This is a genomic window from Marinobacter sp. GH_1, from assembly GCF_048595985.1.
GTDB classification, from domain to species: domain Bacteria; phylum Pseudomonadota; class Gammaproteobacteria; order Pseudomonadales; family Oleiphilaceae; genus Marinobacter; species Marinobacter shengliensis.
The window spans coordinates 2,446,073-2,465,527 of the sequence record NZ_CP184460.1; the positions used below are offsets into that span (position 1 = coordinate 2,446,073).

The following is a 19,455-nucleotide window of genomic DNA, read 5'->3' on the forward strand; positions in this document are numbered from 1 at the left end:
GACGTTTATTGGCACAAGAAAGGACCCATTGTGGCTACTCAGGAACCCCTGGTCAGCATCCTCACCCCCACCTTCAACCGTGAGCGCACCATCACGCAAGCGGTAGAGTCTGTGTTGGCCCAGTCATATCCCCACTGGGAGCTGATCATCGTTGATGATGGCTCCCAGGATGGCACCAGCGAGAGTCTGGCCAGTTACCTGGATGATGACCGCATCCACTACCATTTTCAGGAGAACCAGGGCCAGAGCATTGCCCGGAATCTGGCGCTTCAGTACGCCCAGGGAGAGCTAATATGTTTTCTCGATTCTGATGACCTGTGGGTTCCAGAGAAGCTGGAGCGGCAAGTGGCGCTGATGGGGGCTCACCCGGAGGTGGACGTGCTTCACAGTGATGAAATCATGATCGATGAACAGGGCCGCGAGTTGTCCCGCAAGAATATGCGCCGTTACTCCGGGCGGATTGCCCGGCAGATGCTGGTGGACAACAGCGTGAGCATCAACACGGTCATGGCGCGGCGGGAATGTTTCGATACCATGGGCGGGTTTTCCGGCCGTTACGGCGTTGCCGACGATTACGACATCTGGCTGCGTTTTTCGGCCCGGTTTACGTTCCATTATGTACCCGAGTATTGGGGCTATTACCGGGTGATGGCAGATCAAATTTCCAGCGACAAAAAACGCCGATTTGCTGCCAACGAAGCGATCATTCGTGATTTTATCGAGGAGTACGGAAGCACGCTCGAACCCGGTGACATCCGCTGGGGTCTGGCACGCTTCTATTGCCGGAAAGCCCGTCATTTTGCATCAGTAGGAGACTCTGCGACGGCCTGGGGCGCAGTTGCTCAGGCGTTGCGGTATGCTCCCCTGGATTCGGTGGTATGGCGCGCGGTTTATCGGGTGATATTTCCCCGCCGTGGTGCGAGACAAGACTGACATTGGTAGCCTCTGAGACTGGCATTCATCAAAAAAAGGAATGACCATGAAATGCCCACGAATCGCAATCACCTTCTATAGTTAAGTTTGCCACTAGCGCGGAGATTGACCACCACAAAATATCTGATCAAGGATTGATAATGGACAGCGTTATTGACCTTCTCAACGAACGAGCAACAGAACTTCTAGAAGGTGCGCGCGCATTAGACACTGAACTTAGCGACAGTGACAGCGAACCAAGCATTGAAGTAGCGGCCGAACAGTTCCGACACCTCTGTGAAACTCTGACTTTCATCGTATCCCAACTTGAACAAAGGGATTCGCCGCTCCATCGATTGGTTCGCACGATCGACGGTGTGAAACTAAGTCATTCAGTCGAGAAGCTATCAAAATATCTCGCGGATCATCACGCGACACTCATTCGCCTTCAAGTTCCGGAACATCTCGTTTCAGGAACTATTGATGCACTTTCATTCGAAGCCTCCAATGGGGAAAACGCCCTCGACCATCCGCAATCACTCGGAATTGATGATGCACTGGAGCCACTACGACAGCTCCGCAATGTGGTTTGCGAGATCGCGAACTCAGCCGAGGTGGCAACGATAGTTGCGGATCACCGTATTCTCAAACAAGTGGCTGCTGGCTGTATTGGAGCCGCAACCGTCATATTGGATATCACGGCGGCAATCACCGCCGCACCAAGCGACCCAAGCGCTTGGGTCCTATTCAAGGCTGTGAAGTCCATTTGGGGCGGCGGCAATTCCATTTATAAAGCCGTTCGAGAGTTGCGCGGAATGTTGACAACAATCCTGCAGCATTCAAGGACTGAAAGTAATCAAGAGAAGCTCAGGCGTATCAGGCCCAAAAGACTCAAGAAGGGGTGATGAAGTTAACGGTTCCGGCAGGCAGAGGAACCGTATCGATCTATGCGGATTCTGTGATGACGACGGGCTGAATGGCAGCGATTGATCATTGCACAACTCATTGGCTCGGAATAACGGTGGCGCGGTTGTCGCGCCACCGTGAGGATCAACTCGCTGACTTCGTCGCTGAACCGGTCAGGCTCAGGATTGCATCAACCATCAGGAAAACCAGCAGACTAACGCCCATTACAGGAGCAAACAGCCCCAGGGCGACTGCGATACCTGCCATGGTTACGAGCGCCAGTGGCGATGCCTTTCTGAGTTCAGCGAATACCCGCCGTGGGTTTGGCCTGGTATGGGCGGTGCGTGCGGGGCGGCGCAGCCACCACATGCGATAACCCAGTACGATCAGCACACACAAACCCAGCGCACAGGCAGCCACAAGTAATTGGTTTGGTAGTCCAAAAAGAATCCCCATGTGGGCATCAATGCCCCATCGTGTGAGTTTCGCGGCCAGCGGAAAGTTCTCGAATTTCACCTGATCAGTCACGGCCATCGATCGGGGATCAACAGCCACCATATCCACCTGGGTTGGCCAGCTACGATCAATTTCCCTGACGACCCAAGCCCGCTCCGGGGTAGTGCCCGGCCGGATTTCGAGAATGCTGGCGTCAATCCCTGCTCTTCGCGCGCGCTCCAGTACGGCATCGTAAGTGGAGGCGTTATCACCACTGCCCGGCACCGGCCCCGCCACCTCGTGCCCTGCGTGTTCACCGTGGGAGTGGCTCACCTCGCTGGAAACCGCGTCAAGCTGGGTATCCAGTCCTGGTGTGGCCCAATCCAGCTGGGTGCGTAGCTCGGCTATGTTGGCGCCGGCCCATTTCGACCAGGTAAGCCCGGTAACAGAAAAGAACAGGAATGCGACCAATAACACCAGTCCAATCCGGCTGTGCCAGTTGCGTAGGCTGCTGTTCCTGGTGATCTGTCCGTTTTTAACCACTGAACGCCTTCGCCACCACAGCGCCAGTCCGCCCAGTGCCACAAGCCACAGCCAAGACGCAGCCAGCTCACTGTAATACCTGCCGGGTTCTCCGAGGTGTAAGTGTCGGTGGACGTAGTCAATCCAGATGCGAAAAGGCAGCGTGCCGCTCGTTCCATAGACCACCAGTTCGCCATGGATACCCAGGTTGACCGGGTCAACAAACACCGCTTTGTGTTCAAAGGGCTGAAGGCCGTCAACCAGAAACATAACCCGTGTGGTCTGCCCTTCCGCAGGTGCAGGTCGAACGGCAGCCAGGGTGGCGTCGGCGCCTATATGCGCCCGGGCCGCGGTAATCTGATCGGCCAGGGGCTGAGGGTTACCGGTGGTGTTGGTGGTCAATTCAGTTTGATAAAGCCAGTTCTCTATCTGGGGTGTCATCGCAAACAACGCGCCGGAGAGCGCTGCCACAAAAATAAACGGCCCAACAAGAAGGCCCGCGTAGAAATGTAGACGCAAAAGCAAAGCATAACCCCAGCGCGGTGCGCCGGTGGAAGGGGAGTCGTTCATGGTCTTCCTCAATACAGAGTTTTAAGGGAATGTGTAACGTTCAGACCATGATCGGTGGTGCGCGTACCGGCGCGTTCAGGAAACGAGGGATTCCACGGGGAAACGAATTCAGGCGACCCAGGACAGCATGGGGACTGGCAATACTCCCGGTAGATACTGATGTACTCTGCTGAGACAGCGCAGGTAACTTGCTGAGGAGCACGCAGTAGCCACACTCTCCGTGGGCCAGATGCTGTAGCGGGTCGGAATGATCAGTTTCTTCTGACGGCGGCGAACTGTTGTGGTGGCCGTGGTGGCCGGAGTGAGCATTGGGCGCTTCGTGCTGTCCTGACTGCGCTTGAGTAAGCAGGGGACCTAAATAGATCAGCACCATGGACAATAAAGCAATCCATGCAGGCCATCGATTGTGGCGTTGTGCTGTCAAATGTCACCCGTTTACCAATGTGAATGGCTAACTATTCTAGCAAGGCTCAAAGCCGGTTCCAGCAGAACATGCATTTCCACAGTAATGGCGGCGGGTGCTATGGTAAAGGTTCATCAGGCCTACTTCCTTTCAGTGCTTGGTCGCCAGCGGGCAACCGCCAGGTTGTGGGGGCAGGCTCATCCAGCAAGAGGGACCTTAATATGCCGGACGCCAAACAACCATTACCGCCAATTGTTTCGAATGAAGAATGGGAAAAAGCGCTCAACCAACTGTTGATTAAAGAAAAAGAGGCCACTAGAGCGCGGGATGCCTTGAGCGCTGAACGCCGGAGACTGCCGATGGTTAAGGTAAAGAATGATTACCTGTTCCAGGGCGAAGAAGGCAGTGTGTCTTTTCTCGACCTGTTCGGCGGGCGCCGCCAGCTCATTGTTTATCATTTTATGTTCGCACCCGACTGGAAGGCCGGTTGCGACGGATGCTCCTGGCTCGCCGACGCCATGACCCACCCTGCCCATTTGCATGCCCGCGATACGTCGCTTGTGATGGTGTCACGCGCACCTTACGAGAAGCTTGCGCAGTACAAAAAGCGTATGGGCTGGTCGATACCCTGGTACTCGTCTTTCAAAAGTAGCTTCAACTATGATTTTGGCGTAACGACAGCAGACGGAGAAAGGCACGGCGCAAGCGTATTCCTTCGTGACGGGAATGATGTATACCGTACTTACTTTACGGGTGCCCGTGGCGTTGAGTACCTGGGTAGTCTCTGGACGTACCTGGATTTGACGCCTTATGGTCGCCAGGAAACCTGGGAGGATTCGCCGGAAGGTTGGCCACAGACAAAGCCGTATGTGTGGAATCGTCGTCACGATGAATACGACTTGTGAGGATGCACGGCAAACAGGATACCGGTGTCAGGTAATGGCCATAGTGACATTGATCGTTTTTATCCTGGGGGCTCTACCTTCCATTGGAATGGCCGAGACTGAACAGCACTTTTATTTGTGCTCGTCGTTCGTGGAAACCTCTGCAGTTGGTGAACAGACAGCTCTCGGTTGGCCGGTTTACATCAAATTGACAGCGGTTGGATCCAGGAGTTTTGAGGCTTACATGGAAGCCAATGTCGGAACCATTCTCCGCATCATGGTTGGCAGTCGTGAGTTTGCGAGGGCATCCATAAGGGCGCCAATTTCAACGGGAAGTATTCAACGGGCATTCGAATCCCGGGATGAAGCTTTAGCTTGGCAAGTAACATTGGCCGGCAAACTTCCCGAAGCCCCATGCGGTGTACGGAGCTGAAAAAGAGGTGCCATAAGCCTTCATTAAAACGGGTAGCATTACCTGAGATCATCGCTAGTGTCGAAAATCTTCAATACCGATCCCGGGCCATTTATTACCGTGTAACTCCACAACAATTGGAGGACATGGATCATGACGGCACGCGCGAATTACATCGGCCTGGCGCCGAAAGCCATGCAGATTCTGATGGATCAGGAAGCGTATTTGAGGGAGCAGTTTCGAGCGTCAGACACCCTCAGCACGGCTGCTTGGGATCTGGTAAAGCTAAGGGTGTCGCAAATCAATCAGTGCGCCTTCTGCATCGACATGCACAGCAAAGATGCCACCGCGCAGGGTGAAATCCCGGAGCGTATTATGGGCTTGAGTGCCTGGCATGACATGCCTTTCTATTCTCCCATAGAGCGAGCTGCGCTTGATTGGGCGGAGCATCTTACCTATGGCAAACCGGTAGACGACCAGAAATACCAGGATGTAGTGAAAGCTTTGGGTGAGCAGGCTCTGGTGGATTTAACCATCGCGGTTAACGCCATCAACAGTTGGAACCGGATTTCCAAAACCTTCAAGCCAGAGGTAGGCAGCTATAAACCATAATAGCCTTTCCAGACCAGCGTTCGACTTTCAGCTGTCCTGCCCATCAGGACAGCTGTCGGCGTTTGTGCAAGGGATTTGGTCAGCGTCGGTATCCGGGCTGGCAAACGAGCCGGTGGTGAAGTTACTGCATTCTGAGGCGTGCAGCAGCATCTGGTTTAGTCTGGCGGGTGACGTGAAGATCGGCGACACCCCCATTCCGGAGGGTGTCATCCTGCTACCGGTTGAGAAGGTATCAGAGAATGTTTCCCTGTTTCCCAAATCGCAGCTCGCGGGTATTCGGTTTCAACCCGCGATTGGCTATGCGGTAATCGGGCAACACTTTGACGAGCCCACGGCCCTGACCGCAGACCCAGCGCATCTACCCGGCCTTAGCCAGCTCTACTCCAACCTCAAGTCAGACCATGACAACGTAAGCCGGGTGAACACTCTGCAACGATGGCTGAGCAGGCATTTCCGTCTCACAAAGACCATCCCCGGGCCGTTGAAGCAGGCACTGGATAACTTCAACGAAAACGCAACACCGGGGGTGCTTAACGAACAAATCAGCGTCAGCCAGCGGCATGTGGAGCGGCTTTTCAAACACTGGATGGAAATGACACCCAAGCAGTACCAGCGCATCCTGCGAGTGAAACGAGCCATCGACTACATCCGCGAGCACAGCCGGGCAAACCTTGCAGAGGTTGCCCATCAGTTTGGCTTTAGTGATCAAGCTCATATGACGAGGGAGTTCCGTGCCATCGCACGCATTACGCCCGGGAAGGTGTGAGGTATAGCTAAGAGACCAGGCGACCTTGAGTTGGGATTCAAAACAGAATAACTTGGGTGTTTCTGGGTAATCACCATATGGAGTTCAATCATGCAAAGGATCGCGTCATCCGTCTTCACTCTACTTGGCCTTACCGCACTGGTACTGTTTCCCGGATTTACACATGCCGGCGGCCCAGCTCCCGAACACTTCCTAGATAGCAGTTCGATGATTTTGGAGATTCGCTATTGCGAATGCCAGGCGACAGAGCCCGATGGCAGCCCTTCGGAACTGCGCACGGAATTTCTGGAACGTTCTCACCTCTTGCGGGTAGGTCTTGCCGATGAAGGCCGGGGGTACGCGTCTTCACCGGAACTGACGATTGGCTTCAAGTTAACGCCACTGCCGGAATCCCCTGGCGCTTTCGCCTTCAGCTTTGCCGGCCGTTATGCGGCAGGAAATCAGAGCAGCACCGGTAGCGGAGAAGTGTTGCTAAGCGGCGACCAGTGGATCAACCTTTTCGGTTCACATCATGAGGGCCAGCAAGGCTCGCAACTCAGTGGTGTTGCGGTGAGATTGGTCGAAGTGGGCGATTCCTGAGGCGAAATCGATTAGCGGAAGTGAGCCCCTTCTAATCTTGTAGCGTAAAGTCGTTATCCAGCAATGATTTTCACGTTTACATCAACGAAGGGTATCCCAACGCTATGCAGAGGTTATCCAGGTGGGCTCGAACGTTTCTGATCCTCGCTATCCCCTCACTTTCCTACGCACAGCCCACAGATTGGCAAGCCGAGGTCGAGCAGGAAGCCGCACAACTTGACCGCCTGCACACCCTGATTGTTGCCCACAAGGGTGAAGAAATTCTGGCACTGGATTTACGGGGCCAGGGCCTGGATACACCCGTCAACATCAAGTCTTTGTCTAAAACGGTGTTGGCTGCGCTGGTGGGTATGGGTATCAAAAACGATGTACTCGAGGGAACCAATCAGCCTGTGGTAGAAACTCTGGGCAACCGGGTACCTGCATCGGCTACCGAGGGTATTGAGCGCATTACCCTCGGGCACCTGCTGTCTTTACAGGCAGGTCTGCAGCGTACCTCTGGGGCTAACTATGGGCCCTGGGTGGCCAGTAACAACTGGGTAAGCCATGTGCTCACCCGGCCGTTCGTGGATGAGCCAGGCGGGCGCATGCTGTATTCCTCAGGCAGCAGCCACCTGCTCTCTGCAGCTTTAACAGAAAGTGCTGGCCGCAGTACTCTTTCCCTGGCTCGGGAGTGGCTGGGGAAACCTCTGGACATAGATATCCCGCCCTGGGACCAAGACCCGCAAGGGGTTTATTTTGGCGGTAACAACATGCTGCTCTCACCTCGTGATTTGGTAAAAGTCGGCGAGCTGTATCGCAATAACGGGCGTGTGGGAGACCAAGAATTGCTCCCGGAGAACTGGGTAACTGAATCCTGGACCGGTCGCGGCGAATCTGCCTTCACCGATGATCCCTATGGCTACGGCTGGTTCCTGCGGCCCATGGCGGGTGAGATGGGGTATTACGGGCGCGGTTTTGGCGGCCAGGTGCTCTATGTAGTGCCGACCCTGGAACTGACGGTGGTAATGACCTCAGACCCTGCCCCACCTTCGCCGGGTTCCCGTTACCTGCGCCAACAGTTTCAATTAATTGAAGACCACATTATTCCGGCACTGCCTTAACGAATGACCATACCCATTGTTCACCACCCGGATTACAGCTTTCCTTTCCCGCAGAAGCACCGCTTCCCCATGGAAAAGTTCGGGCTTCTGGCGGAATATATGCGTTCCACGGGGCTGCTCACACGCAGCAACAGCTTCCGCCCTGCCCCTTGCCGCCAGGGCTGGCTAACACAGACCCATTGCCCGGACTACCTGGCCCGTTTCGCCCAGGGCCGGCTGACGGCGCGGGAGCAACGGCAAGTGAACCTGCCGTGGAGCACCGGCCTGGTGCGGCGTACATTTCTGGCGCCCTCCGGTACAGTGCTTGCCGCGCAACTTGCCTTACAACACGGCATTGCCTGCCATCTTGCCGGCGGCACCCATCACGCCCATTTCGATTACGCCTCCGGGTTCTGCATCCTCAATGACCTGGCGATTGCTGCCAACGTGCTGCTTGGGCAAGAAGGCATCAAAAGGGTGCTGGTCTTCGATGTGGATGTGCATCAAGGGGACGGCACTGCAGCCCTGCTCGCCAACACACCCGGGGCATTCACCTGTTCCATCCACTGCGAACGCAACTTTCCCTTCGAGAAGCAATTGAGCCACCTGGACGTAGCGCTGCCCGACGGCTTGGGTGATGAAGATTATCTGGCGGTTGTCCACGAAACCCTAAAACAGGCGTTGGCGCTGTCCAAGCCAGACATCGTGCTCTACGACGCCGGTGTGGATGTGTACGAGGGCGATCCGCTTGGCAAGCTCAACATATCGGAGCAAGGTATTCGTCAGCGGGACCGGCTTGTGCTGGGGGAACTCAAGCGCCGGGGTATTCCCGTGGCTACAGTGATTGGTGGGGGCTATGATGACAACCGGGCCAACCTCGCAAGACGGCACGGGATTGTGGTGGAAGAGGCCTGTCGGGTATTTACGGGCAGCTGATGAGGAAGCGATGCAGTCTCCACCCCATCCAGCGGAACTTTGGCCTATGATTAACATCAAAGTTCGTTTAACACGATAACAAGAATTCATAGCCGCAGGGAGCACCGCGTCGCATTTCCCCGGCCCCATCGGGAGCCATCACGTGCGCCACCCGTTTCAGAAAGCGTTCAACATTCGCCGCCACGAAATCGTTCCGGTGTTCCTGGCTGTGTTCTATTTTTTCTGTGTACTGACGGCGCTGATGGTATTGCGTCCTGCCCGCGAAGCGTTGGGGATGCAGGGCGGCATTGATGCAGTGCGCTGGCTGTTTGTTGGCACCGCAGTGATAACGCTGGCCGTTAACCCGGTCTTTGGCTGGCTGGTCAGCCACCTGCCTCGCCGCTTGTTTATAACCGCTACCTACCTGTTTTTCAGTTTCACCCTGCTGGTGTTCTACAGCCTGATGACGCTAACCCCGGAAGTGATCGGGGTAACCACCGGGCAGGTGTTCTATGTGTGGTTTAGCGTGTTCAACCTGTTTGTCACCATGGTGTTCTGGGCGTTGATGGCCGACCGCTTCTCGTTTGACCAGGGTAAGCGCTTCTTTGGTTTGATTGCAGTGGGGGGAACGCTGGGTGCCATATTTGGGCCGTGGTTGGCGGGGCGACTGGCAGAGCCTCTGGGCACTCCGGCTCTGCTGCTGGTCTCGGCCGGGTTTCTGGTGCTGGCGCTGATTGCGGCCTGGGTGCTCACCGGCCTGCAACCCCATAACCCGGCAGAACGCAAAGACCCGGAAGATCCGCCCGCCGTTGATGAACATGAACGCATTGGTGGCAGTGCCTGGGAAGGCTTCCGGGCCGTGTTCAAGTCCCGGTATTTGATGGGGATTGCCGCCTATGTGGTGATTCTGGCCATCATGGCGACGTTTATCTATTTCACCCGCCTGCATATGGTGGCAGCCATGGAAGACAGTACAGACCTGCGCACCACCCTTTTTGCCCGCATCGACCTGATTACCCAGGTGGCGACCCTGGTGATGCAGGCGCTGGTGGCCGGGCACCTGATGAAGCGTTTGGGGGTTTCCCTGACCCTGGCCTTGCTGCCGCTGACTGCTGCCCTGGGCTTTATCGGGCTGGCCATTGTTGGCTCCTTTGCGGCGCTGGTGGTGCTCGAAGCCTCGTTTCGGGCTGTTCAGAGAGCCTTGATGCGGCCCGCCCGGGAAACCCTGTTTACCGTGACCACACGGGAAGAAAAGTACAAGGCAAAGGCGTTTATCGACACCTTTGTTTACCGGGCCGGTGATGTGGTCGGCGCCCAGACCGAAGGCCTGCTGGCCCGGCTGGGCATGGGCCTTGCGGCCATTGCCACCGTGGCTGTGCCACTGGCCCTGGTTTGGGCCGGCCTGGCGCTCTGGCTGGGTAAGAGCCAGCGGCAGAAAGCCATTGCGGCTTCACCAATGATCCAAGGAACACGAGGAGAACCACGCCATGATATCCCGTAGAGCTTATCTGAAACTGGCCATGGCCGCCGGCGTTACACTGGCAGCCAGGCCCAGCCTGCTGTGGGCTGAGGCAGACCGCAAACTGGAGCTGATTACCCGCCCCATTCCCTCATCCGGCGAGCGTTTGCCGGGGATTGGCCTTGGCAGTTCCGCAACCTTTTCCAGCACCGCCCGTAGTGAAGACCTGGATGCACTTCGGGAAGTGCTGGGAGCCCTGGTGAAGAAAGGCGGTACCGTATTTGATACCGCCCCCAGTTATGGTGCTTCCGAAGCCGTCGCTGCGCGTATCGCCAATGAGCAGGGCATCGCCAACAAGCTGTTCTGGGCCACGAAACTGAATGTGGCGGGGCGCGGTGGTGGCAAGGCAGACCCGGATCAGGCACGGGCGCAACTGGAAACGTCATTCGAGCGGATCGGAAAAGACCCTATTGATCTTATCCAGGTGCACAACATGGCGGACATTCCCACGCAGTTGGGCATGCTTAAGGAATACCGGGCTGAAGGCCGGGTGCGTTATATCGGCGTGACCACCACCTTCCCCCAGCAGTACCAAGGCCTGGAACGGGTAATGGAGCAAGAGCCCATCGATTTTATCGGTGTCGACTACGCGATTGACAACCGCACCATGGAGGAGCGCATTCTGCCTCTGGCGCGGGACAAGGGTATTGCTGTACTGATCTACGCACCCTTTGGTCGCACTCGCCTGTGGGACAAGGTTCGGGGCAAAGAGGTGCCGGGGTGGGCGGCAGAGTTCGATGCCCATACCTGGGCCCAGTTCTTCCTCAAGTTTGTGCTGGCACACCCGGTGGTGACCGCTGCCACACCCGCTACAAGCAGAGCTCGCCACATGATCGACAACATGGGCGCAGCAATGGGCCGGCTGCCGGATGATGAGATGCGACAACGGATGATTGCGCACATGGAAAGCCTGTAACAAGGCGCTTGACTCAGGCAATTCAAAGGCTGGATTTTCCTGCGGTTGTCGGTATGCTGACTGGAGTAGCGGGTTTATGGATTATTAACCCGCGCTCCAACACAGGTACACACTGAGTCATCATGAGCACAATCACGTCGATCACTATTCGCAAGTACCGTATTCAGGATCTGAGCCCGGTGGTTCGCCTGTTTACCGATTCCGTGCATGAACTCACGGCCGGCGCCTATGACGAAACCCAGCGGTTTGCCTGGGCCTCCCGTACGCCGCACCTGGATACCTGGCGGCAAAGGCTGGAGTCACTGGAAACCCTGGTGGCGGAAGAAGGCCAGGACCTGGCCGGGTTTATCTCCTACGATGACGACGGCACCATTGATCTGGTGTTTACTGCCCCTAACTATGCCCGTCGTGGCATTGCCTCCACGCTGTATCATGAGGCGGAACAGCAACTGATTGCCAAAGGCGCAAAAGAGTTGAAAACCGAAGCCAGCGTAGTGGCCAAGCCCTTCTTTGAACGCCACGGTTTTGAGGTGGTGGATGAACAGCGGGTGACGGTTCGCGGGGCTCAGTTCCTGCGCTACAACATGCGCAAGGACCTAACGGCGTAATCCGGCGGGCAGCCATTGCGGCTGCCCCCTCAACGAATGCAAATGGTGCAATTCAGCCTTGAAGTGAGGCCGGCAACCAACGCTTCTTGGCCTTCTCCACCAGATCCCGGGCATCGTTGTCCCAGGGGTGGAAGGTCGGGCTGTAATACTTCAGGTAGGACGGGATCAGTTTCCGGAAGACCCCCGGTTTGCCCCACATGTAGTTCAGGCCCTTGGCCCAGGATTTCAGGTTGCCCAGCTGGCCATCGGCTTTCATCAGTTGTATCAGGTGAATGCTGCTGAACAACGGAAACATCACGCTGACAAACATCATTTCCGTTACGCGAATGAATTCACTGCCGCCCACGCTTTTATAGACATCAAATGCCACGGCCTTATGTTCGGATTCCTCAATGGCGTGCCAGGCCCAGACCGGTGCGATGCGGGGGTCCATCTCTTCAAGGGCATCGTATTTCAGCAGGAATTCTTCGGCCATCAGGGCGGTAAAATGCTCCACTGCCACGGTGTGGGCCAGCTGTCTCTCCGGTGTGAAGCGCTTACGCATCCAGTTCATAAACCACTGCACTTCCCGCTCCAACCGGCTGAGGTTAACCCCCCGCTCTTCGAGGAAGCCGTTCATCATTTTATGCTCTTTCGAGTGGTGAGCTTCCTGGCCGATGAACGCGCGAATCGCTTTTTTCAGTTCAGGGTCGGTAATCTGGTTCTGGTAGTGGCGAACGGTATCAATGAAGAATCTCTCTCCCGGCGGAAAGCTGGCAGACAACGCCGCCAGCAAAAGGGTTTTTGCCGGGTCGTTGTCCCACCAGTACCTTGGCAGGTCTTCCGGAAACTCGAAATCCGGGCTGCGCACTTCCGGTAGAAATCCAGGGGGCGTTGCGGTCCGGTATGCTGCATTGCTGGTTGTCTTGATCTGTGACACTGGCGCGTTCATGGCAGAACTCTCCCGAAGCCATTCGTTTTTTGCGTAGTCAACAGGCTACGCTGCTCTGGGAGTGGGCGGCAGGTGTTTGTAGGCCAAAATCCACCGCTACCCGTACACTTCAGGCCTTTGCCTGGTTCAGGCCGGTTCGGTGGCGTGGGCGGCCAAGGTGCGCACTCTCTCGAAATCTTCCTCGGTAAACACCCCGTTAACGCCGGATACAGCCGCCAGCTCCATGCCGTGTTTCAGGCCCAGTTTGTATATTTCCCGCACCTTTTCCCATTCAATGTTCCGGCCCAGGGTGAAATTCTCGAACCTTGCCTCGAGCGCCAGCACGATGGTTTCTGCCAGGCAGGCATAGGCAATGCCCTTGGGCAGGCCGATGTCTTTCATTTTCACGATGCCAGGCAGTTTGATCTCTCCAGATTCAATCACCAGCACATCGGGCCGCTTGGCCACGTCTTCCGCCGGGATATCCAGGGGCCTGGCCACGTCTGTGATCACGCAACCGGGTTTCACCTGCACGATGTCCAGAATACGTTTACCGGCGCCGGAGGTGGCAGTGACCACCATGTCCATATCACCCAAGTCACGGTTGGTGGTGGCGGCCACATGTACGATGGCGCCGGGGGTTTCCTGTTCAATGCTTTCCTTGAGAGACAACAGTTTGGCCGCTTCCGGTGCCACCAGGTAGATTTCATCCACGGCCTTGGCCAACAACCGGGCGCAGACAGAGCCGATAGCGCCGGTGGCGCCGACAACCATGGCTTTGCCGGCCATCTTACCGCTCTTGCCAATGCTGACACGGCCAATCCTCTTCGCCGCATCGTGGGCCGCCCAAAGAGCGCCCGAGGCGCTGTAGCTGTTACCGGTGGTGATGGGCAGCGGTGCCCGCTTGGCCACGGTGATCCCCGCATCGCCCACTACCTTGGTGAACGCCCCCAGCCCCATGATCTGGGCGCCCAGTTTCTTCGCCAGATTCGCCGCCGCCAGCAATCGGCTGTAGGTGAATTCCGGATCGTGGGCCATGATTTCCCTGGGTGTGCCGCCTACGGTGATCAGCCAGCCTTCCACCTCATCGCCGGTGGGCGACTGGATGCCCGAAACCTTGGAGTAAACAAACGGAGGCGTGTAGGCAATGGCCTTTTCCACAAGGTTCATCACCGCCGGTGGCGACACGCTCGCTACCCAATCCAGGGGCGGGGTTTTGGTCAGGTATTGCTGAGACAACGGGTGAATCACAAAGGCAAAGCGGTTGATCCGACGGTAGCCGTTCGGGTACAGGATGCGGGGCTCTACCCCCAACTGTTCAATCACGTCCAGGAAATCGTCCGCACCCAGTTGCTCCGGTGTGCGAGACAGAGCTGCACTGATCATCGCCTCCATCACGTTGACCCCCACGGGGCGGCCTTCCAGCCAGGGGCTGTAATCCACCACCATGGCCACGCGCCTGGAGCGGAACCAGTCCAGGGCGGATGCGGTGACTCTGGAGGTAATCACAGTTTTGCCATCCAGTTCCTTCTCGGAAAACACTTCAAGATCACCCATGGCGCCAACGATCACGTGGCAGTCTTTCAACGCATCATGCAACGAGCCGCTGATCAGCTTCTCCCCCATGCGGTAAAGGGGGCTTCGGTGCAATCGTTCTATAACCCTGACGGCGTTGGGGCTAAACATCACCGGGGCCGTGAGCTTGGTATAGGCTTCGAGCTGGTTCAGCGAATTGAGTAGCCGGGGCACGCCAAAGTCCAGGTATGGATCGGCGAAGAACAGGTTGTCGGTATGCTCAGACAAGGCCTTGGCAATGCGGAATCCGGCCTGGCCATTGAGGAACAACACCCGGGCGTTATCGAAAAAGTGGCCCAGCTCCGTCTGGGTATGGCGAACCGCCCATTCCTGGAGGATGCCCCGCAAGCCCGCCCCGGTCGTGATCGGTTTGTCTGGTACGCAGGCTTCCAGCCTGGCGGTATCAGGGTGTTCAAGCTGCTCGCGGCCCACCTGGTAGTGGTCGTGGATCATGCTCAGGCCGATGGCATCAGCCTGTGCGCGAATCGAATCGAGAACAGCCTCGGCCCGATCAAGATTGCCATCGGTGCCCACTCGCACCACGCGAAACGTATGGCCCAGAAATTCGGTTTCCAGCTCATAGTCGTACTCAGACGATCCCTGGCTGACGCTGACGACGGTTTTCATGGCGGGCTCCAGTATGATCTTGTTATACCTTAAGTCTAGAACCTGCGATGCGTTCCCGCCTTAGCCCAGATCAAATAACAGCCGGGCTTTTTGAGACTACACTGAATACATCTCGACCACTGCAGAATCAGCAACCAAGGAGGAGCCATGAGCGTTAAACAGGAGCTGTTAGCCACCATTGCCGACCTGGTCCAGCCGGGCAAAGGTATTCTCGCGGCAGATGAGAGCGCCCCAACCATTGCCAAGCGGTTCAAGGCGGTGGGCGTTGAATCCACGGAAGCCACCCGGCGCGAATACCGCAGCATCATCTTTTCCACGCCAAAGCTTGGAGCGCACGTAAGCGGCGTTATTCTGTACGAGGAAACGCTGGAGCAACTGAGCCTGGACGATGTGGCCATCCCCAAGCTGCTGGCCAGCCAGGGCATTGTTCCTGGCATAAAGGTGGACCAGGGCAAAGGCCCGCTGGTAAACGCCCCGGGCGATGAAGTCACCTACGGGCTGGATGGCCTTGGCACGCGCCTGGAGCACTACAAATCCATGGGCGCGCGCTTTGCCAAGTGGCGGGATGTGTTCCATATCTCCGACACCCTGCCCTCGTTCCAGGCGATCAAATCCAATGCCGAGGTGCTGGCCCGCTACGCCGCCGTATGCCAGTCCATGGGCATAGTGCCCATTGTGGAACCGGAGGTTCTGATAGATGGCAACCACAGCATCGAACGCGCGGCAGAAGTCAGTGAAGATGTGCTGCTGGAAGTGTTCAAGGCACTGCACCGCCACCGGGTGGACCTGGAAACCATGGTGCTGAAACCCAGTATGGTGACACCGGGCAAAGAAACGGGCAAAGCCAGCCCGGAACAGGTTGCCGAAGCCACCCTGAGCGTGTTCCGGCGGGTGGTGCCGGCGGCTGTACCGGGCATATTCTTCCTGTCCGGTGGCCAAACCCCGGAGGAATCCACCGAAAACCTGAACGCCCTGAACAGCATGGGTTACCACCCCTGGGAGCTTAGCTTTTCCTACGGCCGGGCCTTGCAGGAGCCAGCGCAGAAAGCCTGGGCCGGCAAGCTGGACAACGCAGACAAAGCCCAGGCGGCCATAGCGAGTAGGGTGAGGCGTTACCGCCTCATCCCTCTCACAGAACCGTACATACGGGCCACGTATACGGCTCATGCCATTAACTTACCCCGAACTCGGGGACAGTGATGCCGGTTTTGACCTTCGCAAGATCCATCAACTTCAGGTCATTGTGCAGGTAGGTGTTGGGCAGGGCCAGACTGGCCAGTGGGGACGCCGCGTTGCGCCAGCTTTGCATCTTGATATGCCGGAACGGGGGTTGGTAACCTAGCTGTTTCAGCCTCCGATGCAGCCGACTCGGCTTTTTCCACTGCTTGAGCTGGAGGCAGCGCAGGCGCCGCCTTAGCCAACTCATCACCTGCTTTAACACCCGCGCGCAGTTCGCCACCCGGAAGTAGCTGACAAAGCCCCGCAACACCGGATTCAGCTCACGTATAATGGCCGCGAGTCCGATGCCCCGGTTTCGCTTCGTCAGTGATTTCAGCTTCTGCTTAAGCCTGACCACCTTCTTTCCCTGTATGCGGGTGTACTTGCTATGTATCACCACGCCCAGGAACTTAACCCCTTCATCACTATGGGCGATGTGGGTTTTGGTGGTATTGACCGTCAGCTTCAACTCATTTTCCAGATAGCGCCGGGCAACCCGTAACGCATTCTCCGCGCCCGCTCGTGAGCCGCACAGGATCAGGATGTCGTCCGCGTAGCGAACGATCCGGTGCCCCCGCGCTTTCATGAACTGGTCGAAGGCGTCCAGGTAGGCGTTTGCGATCAGCGGACTGATCACGCCACCCTGAGGGCTTCCCAGTTCCGTCTCTTCGAGGTGGTATCCCACCATCACGCCACTTTCCAGGAACTGGCGCAGCAGTGACAGGACACTGCCGTCCGTGATCCGTTGGCGGAATTGGCGGATGATCAGGTCATGGTTGAGTGTGTCGAAGCATTTCGACAGGTCCATATCCACGACCCACTCACGCCGGTATCGGCGGATGAACAACTCCGCCTTGCCAATGGCATGGTGACCACTGCGTCCCGGACGATACCCGTAGCTCGACGGGTGAAAGCCCGGGTCGAAGATCGGCTCTAGGATGCTGCGCAACGCCTGCTGCACAACCCGGTCCCGAACCGTTGGAATGCCCAGTAAACGCTCACCACCATCGTCCTTGGCAATGGCGACGCGCCTGACCGGCTGCGCCCGATAGCGCTTTTCCTTCAGCTCGAGCAACAGGCACGACAGCTCCACCTCCAGATTCGCCTCAAACGCACCCAGGCTCTGCCCATCGATTCCGGCCGCGCCCTTGTTGCGTTTGATGTGTCTGAAGGCTTCATACAGGCGCTGTTTTGACAGCAATTGCCCGTACAGACTGTAGTATTTCCTCATGCCTGCTCATCTCTGTGGTGACGGCTTCGAGGATCGGTCTGGCTGCCGGTCTGTTTCAGGCGATCCGTCCGGGTACTAGCGCTCTGGCAATCTGCCGCCACGGTATCGCTCTACTCCCTTGTCCGGAGAACACCAGAGCCACTGCGTTCCCGCAGCACCCCAGTGCACGTCCCTGCCCCGTCGGGCAGCTTGTGAACACAGCGTCCACCTCTCACTCGTCGTCCGTCATTCTCGTTAATGACTTCCGCCCTTCGCATCCGATCAGAGCTTTTGACCCTGACCGGTCCGCTGAACCTCCGCCAGCGGTCATTCCGGTTTTGTCCTCCACGCTGTTACCAGGCTTCTCAGGCCGGAACTTCCTCACTACTACGGCTTCATCTGCCACCTCGCACCGACTGCGGCCTCGGCTTTCACCTTGCGCCACAGCCTCCGGCGTCGCCGGATTCGGTGTCAGGCTTCCCCGGTTACTGCACCGGCTCCCTGTTAACGATGCCACCCTCAAACACAGCCCAGGTCTGACTGAGTATCGGGCTTCGCGTTATTTCGCACGCTGACCCACCTGAACTGCCGAAGCAGGTTCACTTGCGTTGTGTACCGTTAACTTCCTATGGCTTCCTTCAGACCCCACCGTTGGCCAGTGGCGCCCTTGCCAGTCGGATTGTCTTCCCCTCAGTCGGGGTGACGCCATCTTCTTTCAGATGGCCGGGTTTGCCGGCTTCGCCGGGCAAACGAAAAAACGGGCCAGGCTTAATGGCCTGGCCCGTTCCGGCAGTTACTCTCCAGAGCTGGAGAGCTCTGACTAAAGCGCTTCAGTTACAGCCGCTGATGCAACCGGCCGCTCCATTGAATGCCATGGTGCGTCCACTGAGGGGCACATGTACGGCCGCAGACACCAGTTCGGTGAACCGGGCCGTGCGTGAGCCGGCTACCACCTTGCCGTTCTCGGTAGCGGCTTCATTGGCGTGCGAGGCGATCACCGCAGCCGGGCTGATCAGGTCGTTGATCACATAGGCCGCTTCCGTGGGCCCGGTGGTAAAGGTATCACCAATGTTAATAACCACCAGCTGCGCGCCGTAGTGCTCCTTCACTACCAGCTTCTGCTCTGCAGTAATGCCCGTGTCGCCAGACAAATATACGACGAGCCCGTTAGAGAATGTCAGCACATAGCCAGTTGGTGGCCCAACACTGGCACTGACACCGGCAGCGGCCAGGTAATCCGCCAGCGGGCCGGTCAGAAACGACGGCGAAACACCGTTGCTGTGTACGGCCGGAACGGTGGTAATGGAGACGCCACCAACGTCCCGACTCCCGCCAAAACGAACCAGAAGTGACTTACCGGGATCACCGCCGCCTTCCTTCAGCTTGGCGGCGAAGAACGCGGGCATCTCGCTGCCAGTGACGATGGTTGAATTCTTTTTCAAGGCGATATCAACGGTATTGGACTGGGGCAAGCTGGAAACCGAGGTCTCCGGATTGCCACAGCTCCCCTGATTGGTTTTGTCAATTCGCTGGTCGCCCACGTGGTCCCCGTGCATGTGGGACACCAGGATAACGTCGATATTACCCAGGCGTGGGTCGTCCGGGCCGGCGACAGTGCGGCCGGCATCGTACAGAATGCGGGTGCCGTTCGGGTCTTCAAAGATCAGTGCGCGATCGCGGCTGCAGAATTCACCATCGTGGCTGCCCAGTGGGGTAACTTTGACCACAGCGTCGTCGGCCTGGGCTGAAGCGGTCAAAGCCAACCCCGCCGCCACTACCAGGCCAAGGGGCCAATGGCGTTTCTTGGTTTTCATCGTGCCATCCCTCTCGTTTATCGGAACCGAAAAGATTTACGACAACTACACCGGTTCGTA

18 protein-coding genes are annotated in these 19,455 nt (G+C 57.2%); 12 read left to right on the forward strand and 6 right to left on the reverse strand.

Annotated features, from left to right (window positions below):
* Positions 1 to 30: 30 nt before the first annotated feature.
* Together ACNSOI_RS11140 and ACNSOI_RS11145 are read left to right on the forward strand one after the other, a co-directional pair.
* Positions 31 to 933 (forward strand): glycosyltransferase, encoded by a 903-nt coding sequence (locus ACNSOI_RS11140; protein ID WP_420194034.1) that lies wholly within the window; start codon positions 31 to 33, stop codon positions 931 to 933.
* 140 nt (positions 934 to 1,073) lie between these two features.
* Positions 1,074 to 1,817: a hypothetical protein gene (locus tag ACNSOI_RS11145; RefSeq protein ID WP_420194035.1), complete on the forward strand. Its 744-nt coding sequence runs from the start codon at positions 1,074 to 1,076 to the stop codon at positions 1,815 to 1,817.
* Positions 1,818 to 1,962: 145 nt separating this feature from the next.
* Here the strand turns inward: ACNSOI_RS11145 and ACNSOI_RS11150 are convergent, their stop codons facing one another.
* Positions 1,963 to 3,345 carry a PepSY-associated TM helix domain-containing protein gene (locus ACNSOI_RS11150; RefSeq protein WP_420194036.1) on the reverse strand — a complete coding sequence of 461 codons (1,383 nt, stop codon included), beginning with the start codon at positions 3,343 to 3,345 and terminating at the stop codon, positions 1,963 to 1,965.
* Between the two features lie 40 nt (positions 3,346 to 3,385).
* Positions 3,386 to 3,769, reverse strand: a complete 384-nt coding sequence (locus tag ACNSOI_RS11155; protein ID WP_413772207.1) for a DUF2946 domain-containing protein — start codon at positions 3,767 to 3,769, stop codon at positions 3,386 to 3,388.
* Positions 3,770 to 3,969: 200 nt separating this feature from the next.
* On the opposite strand from ACNSOI_RS11155, the gene ACNSOI_RS11160 reads away from it, so the two are divergent.
* From ACNSOI_RS11160 to ACNSOI_RS11200, 9 genes are all read left to right on the forward strand, one after another.
* Positions 3,970 to 4,653, forward strand: coding sequence for a DUF899 domain-containing protein (locus tag ACNSOI_RS11160; protein WP_420194037.1), 684 nt, complete (start codon positions 3,970 to 3,972; stop codon positions 4,651 to 4,653).
* 544 nt (positions 4,654 to 5,197) lie between these two features.
* Positions 5,198 to 5,656 carry a carboxymuconolactone decarboxylase family protein gene (locus ACNSOI_RS11165; protein ID WP_420194038.1) on the forward strand — a complete coding sequence of 153 codons (459 nt, stop codon included), beginning with the start codon at positions 5,198 to 5,200 and terminating at the stop codon, positions 5,654 to 5,656.
* A 115-nt stretch (positions 5,657 to 5,771) separates the two neighbouring features.
* Positions 5,772 to 6,422: a helix-turn-helix domain-containing protein gene (locus tag ACNSOI_RS11170; protein WP_420194039.1), complete on the forward strand. Its 651-nt coding sequence runs from the start codon at positions 5,772 to 5,774 to the stop codon at positions 6,420 to 6,422.
* A gap of 207 nt (positions 6,423 to 6,629) precedes the next feature.
* A complete protein-coding gene (locus tag ACNSOI_RS11175; RefSeq protein WP_420194040.1) occupies positions 6,630 to 7,001 on the forward strand; it encodes a hypothetical protein in 372 nt (123 codons plus the stop codon).
* Between the two features lie 104 nt (positions 7,002 to 7,105).
* Complete coding sequence (locus ACNSOI_RS11180) at positions 7,106 to 8,104, forward strand: serine hydrolase domain-containing protein (RefSeq protein WP_420194041.1); 999 nt, start codon at positions 7,106 to 7,108, stop codon at positions 8,102 to 8,104.
* Positions 8,105 to 8,107: 3 nt separating this feature from the next.
* A complete protein-coding gene (locus ACNSOI_RS11185) occupies positions 8,108 to 9,019 on the forward strand; it encodes a histone deacetylase (RefSeq protein WP_420194042.1) in 912 nt (303 codons plus the stop codon).
* A gap of 142 nt (positions 9,020 to 9,161) precedes the next feature.
* Positions 9,162 to 10,499, forward strand: coding sequence for an NTP/NDP exchange transporter (locus tag ACNSOI_RS11190; protein ID WP_319634365.1), 1,338 nt, complete (start codon positions 9,162 to 9,164; stop codon positions 10,497 to 10,499).
* Complete coding sequence (locus tag ACNSOI_RS11195; RefSeq protein WP_420194043.1) at positions 10,486 to 11,433, forward strand: aldo/keto reductase; 948 nt, start codon at positions 10,486 to 10,488, stop codon at positions 11,431 to 11,433. The genes ACNSOI_RS11190 and ACNSOI_RS11195 overlap by 14 nt, the downstream gene beginning before the upstream one ends.
* 122 nt (positions 11,434 to 11,555) lie before the next feature.
* Positions 11,556 to 12,041 (forward strand): GNAT family N-acetyltransferase, encoded by a 486-nt coding sequence (locus ACNSOI_RS11200; protein WP_058090570.1) that lies wholly within the window; start codon positions 11,556 to 11,558, stop codon positions 12,039 to 12,041.
* Positions 12,042 to 12,093: 52 nt separating this feature from the next.
* Here ACNSOI_RS11200 and ACNSOI_RS11205 read toward each other — a convergent pair whose 3' ends face one another.
* Positions 12,094 to 12,972 (reverse strand): metal-dependent hydrolase, encoded by an 879-nt coding sequence (locus ACNSOI_RS11205; RefSeq protein WP_420194044.1) that lies wholly within the window; start codon positions 12,970 to 12,972, stop codon positions 12,094 to 12,096.
* Between the two features lie 126 nt (positions 12,973 to 13,098).
* On the reverse strand, positions 13,099 to 15,153 hold the full coding sequence (locus ACNSOI_RS11210; RefSeq protein ID WP_420194045.1) for a dehydrogenase: 2,055 nt from the start codon (positions 15,151 to 15,153) through the stop codon (positions 13,099 to 13,101).
* A gap of 147 nt (positions 15,154 to 15,300) precedes the next feature.
* Here ACNSOI_RS11210 and ACNSOI_RS11215 point away from each other — a divergent pair, with 147 nt between their 5' ends.
* Positions 15,301 to 16,353 (forward strand): class I fructose-bisphosphate aldolase, encoded by a 1,053-nt coding sequence (locus ACNSOI_RS11215; protein WP_420194046.1) that lies wholly within the window; start codon positions 15,301 to 15,303, stop codon positions 16,351 to 16,353.
* On the opposite strand, the gene ltrA is transcribed toward ACNSOI_RS11215, so the two are convergent.
* Both ltrA and ACNSOI_RS11225 read right to left on the reverse strand, forming a co-directional pair.
* Entirely contained in the window at positions 16,325 to 17,602 is a 1,278-nt protein-coding gene (gene ltrA, locus ACNSOI_RS11220; RefSeq protein WP_420194047.1) for a group II intron reverse transcriptase/maturase, read from the reverse strand. The two genes, ACNSOI_RS11215 and ltrA, sit on opposite strands and share 29 nt — an antisense overlap.
* An 809-nt stretch (positions 17,603 to 18,411) precedes the next feature.
* Positions 18,412 to 19,395, reverse strand: a complete 984-nt coding sequence (locus tag ACNSOI_RS11225) for an MBL fold metallo-hydrolase (RefSeq protein WP_420194048.1) — start codon at positions 19,393 to 19,395, stop codon at positions 18,412 to 18,414.
* Positions 19,396 to 19,455 lie beyond the last annotated feature (60 nt).